Genomic DNA, 4,561 nt, shown 5'->3' on the forward strand with positions numbered 1-4,561 from the left:
CACCTCCCTGGACCGCGGCCAGACCCGCCGCGGCCTCCGCGTGATCATCTCCGACTTCCTCGCCCCCGACGGCGGCGACCCCGGTGCGGGGCCGCACGGCCGGCCCGCCTGGGAACGCCCGCTGCGCCGCCTCGCCGCCCGCCACCAGGTCCTCGCCATCGAGATCATCGACCCCCGCGAACTCGACCTCCCCGACGTCGGACTCGTCGAGATGGCCGACCCCGAGACCGGAACCGTCCACGAGATCGTGCTCAGCCGCCGCGTCCGCGAACGGTACGCCGCGGCGGCCGCCGAGCAGCGCGACCGCACCCGCGCCGCGCTGCGCCGCTGCGGCGCCCACCATCTCGTCCTGCGCACCGACCGCGACTGGATCGCCGACGTCGCACGCTTCGCCCTCCGCCAGCGCCGCGCCGCAGGCCGGCCTGTCACTACCGCGGGAGTGCGCCCATGACCTTCCTGTCACCCGAACGCCTCTGGCTCCTCGGCCTCCTGCCGCTGCTGGCCGCCGCCTACCTGCTCATGCAGCTGCGCCGGCAGCGGTACGCCGTCCGCTTCACCAACCTCGCGCTGCTGTCCCAGGTCGCGCCCAAGCGGCCCGGCTGGCGCCGGCACGTCGCCGCCGTCCTGTTCCTCGCCATGATCACGCTGATGATGGTCGGGTTCGCGCGGCCCGCCACGTCGGTCAAGGTCCCGCGCGACCGCGCCACCATCATGGTCGCCGTGGACGTGTCGCTGTCCATGATGGCCCGGGACGTCTCGCCCAGCCGGTTCGACGCCGCCAAGGCCGCCGCCAAGAAGTTCATCGGCGACCTGCCCACGCGCTTCAACGTCGGCGTCGTCGCGTTCGCCGGCAGCGCCAACCTCGTCGCCGCGCCGTCCGCCGACCGGGAGGCCGCGATCGCCTCCCTCGACCAGCTCGTCCTGGCCAAGCGCACCGCCATCGGCGAGGCCGTCTTCACCTCCCTGCAGGCCGTCCGGTCGTTCGACGCCGAGGCCCGGCAGGACCCGCCGCCCGCCCACATCGTCCTGCTGTCGGACGGGGACAACACCACCGGACGGTCCGTCCAGGAGGCCATCGACGCCAGCCGCGTCGCGCACATCCCCGTCTCCACCATCGCGTTCGGCACCCCGTACGGGACCGTCGACATCGAGGGCGAGACCACCAGCGTCTCGGTCAACAAGGAGACGCTGAAGACCCTCGCCGACAGCACCGAGGGCAAGGCCTACGAGGCCGCCGACGCCGGGCAGCTCGACGACGTCTACCGCAACATCGGCAGCTCGCTGGGCTTCCGGACCGAGCACCGCGACGTCGCCGCCCGCTACACCGGCATCGCGCTGCTGTTCGCCTTCGCCGCCGGCGGCGTCTCCCTGGCCTGGTTCTCCCGCCTGCCCTGATAGCGTCGGCGGCCGTGGGGGATCACTACTTCGCCGAGCGGCCTGGAGCCGCCAGCCGGCGCCGCACCGTCGACCTCGTCCTGCCCGACCTGCACCTGCGGCTCGACACCGACAGCGGCGTGTTCTCCCCCGACCGCGTCGATCCCGGCACCCGCGTCCTGCTGGAGACGGTCCCCCCGCCACCGCAGGACGGAGACCTCCTCGACCTCGGCTGCGGGTACGGGCCCATCGCCCTCACCCTGGCCAAGCGTTCTTCTTCGTCGACGGTTTGGGGAGTTGATGTGAATTGGCGGGCCTTGGAGATCGCTGAGGACAATGCCAAAACCGCGGGCCTTGACAATGTAAGGTTCAGGCTGGCGGACGAGATCGACCCCGCGCTGCGCTTCGCCGCGATCTGGTCCAACCCCCCGATCCGCATCGGCAAGGCCGCCCTGCACGACCTCCTCCTCGCCTGGCTCCCCCGCCTCGCCCCCGGCGGCCTCGCCCACCTCGTCGTCCAGAAGCACCTCGGCTCCGACTCCCTCCAGCGGTGGCTGACCGGCCAGGGCTTCCCCGCCGAGCGGATCGCCTCCCGGTCCGCCTACCGCGTCCTGCGCGTCTCCTCCAGCACGGAAGGCCCCGCCCGATGACCACCCCCGACCCGGCCCAGCCGCGCCGGCAGCTGCGCGCCACCGACGTCAAGCGCCTCAACCGCGACTGGCGCCGCCGCACCGGCGCCCGCCTCGGCCTGCTCGTCGAATCGGTCACCCAGCCGTTCAACATGGGCTCGATCATCCGCAGCGCCGCCGTGTTCGGCGTCGAGCACCTCTGGCTCGCCGGCAACAGCACGCCCCCCACCCACCGCGGCGTCGCCAAGACCGCCCTCGGCACCGACCGCCTCGTCCCCTGGGAGCACGCCGGAACCCCCGCCGAGGCCGCCGCCGCCGTCCGCAAGGAGGGCCTGCGCCTCATCGCCGTCGAACTCACCACCGACGCCGTCCCCCTGCACGAGGCGCCCCTGGACGGCGACGTCTGCCTCGCCGTCGGCGGCGAGGACCACGGCTGCTCCCCCGCCCTCCTCGCCGCCGCCGACACCGTCGCCTACATCCCCCAGCTCGGCCGCGTCGGCTCCCTCAACGTCGCCGTCGCCACCGCCGTCGCCCTCGCCGAGGCCCGCCGCCGCGAATGGAGCGGCTGACCGGGCTGCACCCCCGCACCCGGCACAAATGGGTGCTGGGCCCCATAGCCGTCCCGGCCCCCTTGCCGCATGGTGGATGTTCGCCACCTACTATCCCCGGCGACCGAAGGGAGCCCATTGCGATGACGGTCAACAGCGCGGTCAACGGCGCGGCCAGCGATGCCCTCGGCGGTCACCCGCCCGGCGGGGACGCGGCCCGGCAGGCCCGCGAGCTGCTGGAGCAGGAGCGCAGGACCCACATCGCAGAACTCGGGCTCCTCGACGGCGAGAGCGCCCCCGACGAGGCCGTCATGTCCCGCCGCGGCGCCCTCCAGGGCAACCTGGAGGAGATCGACGCCGCCCTCGCCCGCCTGGACGACGGCACCTACGGCCTGTGCGAGGACTGCCGCAAGCCCGTCCCCGAAGGCCGCCTGGAGATCATCCCGTACGCCCGCCGCTGCGTGGGATGCCAGCAGCGACGGCGGTGACCGCCCGCACGGCGCGCCCGGACGGCCCGCGCGCCGCTCTCGACCTGGGCAGCAGCCGCATCCGCGCGAGCGTGCCCGCCCTGGACGTGATCGTCGACCGCCCGTCCACGGTCGGCGGTCCCGTCCAGGGCGGCCTCGAACAGGCCGGCATCGGGCAGGCCGGCGTCCGGCGGCGCCGCGCCCGCATCGCCCCGGCACGCCCCATCGAGCACGGCATGGTGGCCGACGCCGGGGCCTGCACCCGGCTGACCCGCCTGACGCTGCTGGAAGCCGACCCCGGCCTCCAGCTCCGGCAGGTGCTGCTCGCCGTGCCCGCCGCACGGCCGCCGGCCGCCCCGTCCGCACGATGGAGGCGCCCCTGGCCGCCGCCATCGGCGCGGGCATCGACATCGGCGACCCGCGGCCCCGTCTCGTCGTCGACATCGGCGCCGGCATCGTCGAGATGGCCGTCGTCATGCGGGGCCGCGTGCACTCGGCGCGGTCCGTCCAGTACGTCCCCGACCGGCAGGCCGGCCACACCGTGCCGCGGCTGCCCGAGCACGTCCGCGAACGGGTCGCCGCCGGCGTCCACCACCTGCTGGCCGACCTGCCCGTCCCGCTGCGCCGCACCGCCCGCGACGGCGGCCTCCTGCTCACCGGCGGCGGCGCCCGGCTGCCGTCCCTGCCCGGCCGCCTCACCGCCGAGATGAGCCTCACCGTCACCATCGCCCCCGACCCCGCCCGCGCCACCATCCGCGGCCTCGCGCACGCCTGCCGCTCCCCCGACGTCTGGCGCCTCACCAGCGCCTGACCGGACACGCTACGATTCCTCCCGTGCAGTTCCTCATATACGCGTAGGACGCCCCGCCGCCGCCCACCGCGGCGGCGGCCTCCGGCGTCCCCGTAAACCGCCCGCTCCGCGGGCCTCCCTGAGGAACTCCCGTGTCATCGTCGTACGCGGCCGTCCTGCGCGCGCCACACGCCTTCCGCACCTTCGCCCTCGCCCTGCTGGGACGCCTGTCCTACGGGACGGTCTTCCTGTCCCTGACGCTGGCGTTCACCGCCGCCACCGGCTCCTACGCCCAGGCCGGCGGGCTCATGGCCCTGCTCGGCCTCACCGTCTCCGTCCTGTCGCCGCTGCGCGCCGCGCTCATCGACCGGCACGGCCCGCGCCGCGTCCTGCCGCCGATGGCCGCCGCCTACGCCCTCACCCTCGCCGGGCTGGCCGCCCTCACCTGGCGCCCCGGCGCGCCGTTCGCCCTGCTGCTGGCGCTGACGGCCGCGGCCGGCGTCACCGCGCCGCCGCTGGGCGTGGTCATGCGAACGCTGTGGAACGTCCTGGTACCGGACGGACCGCTGCTGCGCCGCGCCTACAGCCTCGACACCGTCTGCGAGGAGCTCGTCTTCGTCACCGGGCCGCTCCTGGCCGGGCTGCTGGCGGCGGTCGCGTCCCCGTCGCTCGGGATCGCGCTCAGCGCCGTCCTCGTCGCCGCCGGCACCGTCGGCCTGGTCACCTCACCGGCCTGTCTCTTATACCCAATTC

The 4,561-nt window shown here is 74.8% G+C and carries 6 protein-coding genes and 1 pseudogene; all 7 read left to right on the forward strand.

Annotated features, from left to right (window positions below; all coding sequences use genetic code 11):
- A pseudogene (locus tag HUX53_RS27880) lies at positions 1-451 on the forward strand (DUF58 domain-containing protein); the annotation flags it as partial.
- Complete coding sequence (locus tag HUX53_RS27885) at positions 448-1,395, forward strand: VWA domain-containing protein (protein WP_176406192.1); 948 nt, start codon at positions 448-450, stop codon at positions 1,393-1,395. The pseudogene HUX53_RS27880 and the gene HUX53_RS27885, both read left to right, overlap by 4 nt.
- A 14-nt stretch (positions 1,396-1,409) precedes the next feature.
- Positions 1,410-2,024 (forward strand): methyltransferase, encoded by a 615-nt coding sequence (locus tag HUX53_RS27890; RefSeq protein WP_176406193.1) that lies wholly within the window; start codon positions 1,410-1,412, stop codon positions 2,022-2,024.
- The gene (locus HUX53_RS27895; RefSeq protein WP_176406194.1) at positions 2,021-2,572 is read left to right on the forward strand and encodes a TrmH family RNA methyltransferase; all 552 of its coding nucleotides are present in this window, start codon (positions 2,021-2,023) and stop codon (positions 2,570-2,572) included. The genes HUX53_RS27890 and HUX53_RS27895 overlap by 4 nt, the downstream gene beginning before the upstream one ends.
- 122 nt (positions 2,573-2,694) lie before the next feature.
- Positions 2,695-3,039 carry a TraR/DksA C4-type zinc finger protein gene (locus HUX53_RS41650; protein WP_176406195.1) on the forward strand — a complete coding sequence of 115 codons (345 nt, stop codon included), beginning with the start codon at positions 2,695-2,697 and terminating at the stop codon, positions 3,037-3,039.
- Positions 3,040-3,274: 235 nt separating this feature from the next.
- Positions 3,275-3,829, forward strand: a complete 555-nt coding sequence (locus HUX53_RS41655) for a rod shape-determining protein (protein ID WP_255205707.1) — start codon at positions 3,275-3,277, stop codon at positions 3,827-3,829.
- Positions 3,830-3,960: 131 nt separating this feature from the next.
- The coding region (locus tag HUX53_RS27910; RefSeq protein WP_369009217.1) for an MFS transporter at positions 3,961-4,561 on the forward strand (601 nt) is incomplete at its 3' end.

It is taken from the genome of Actinomadura sp. BRA 177 (assembly GCF_013372625.1).
Taxonomy (GTDB): Bacteria; Actinomycetota; Actinomycetes; order Streptosporangiales; family Streptosporangiaceae; genus Spirillospora.

Coding starts and splice junctions, on each gene's coding strand:
- HUX53_RS27885 (WP_176406192.1), top strand. CDS start 448: ATGACCTTCCTGTCACCCGAACGCCTCTGGCTCCTCGGCCTCCTGCCG.
- HUX53_RS27895 (WP_176406194.1), top strand. CDS start 2,021: ATGACCACCCCCGACCCGGCCCAGCCGCGCCGGCAGCTGCGCGCCACC.
- HUX53_RS41650 (WP_176406195.1), top strand. CDS start 2,695: ATGACGGTCAACAGCGCGGTCAACGGCGCGGCCAGCGATGCCCTCGGC.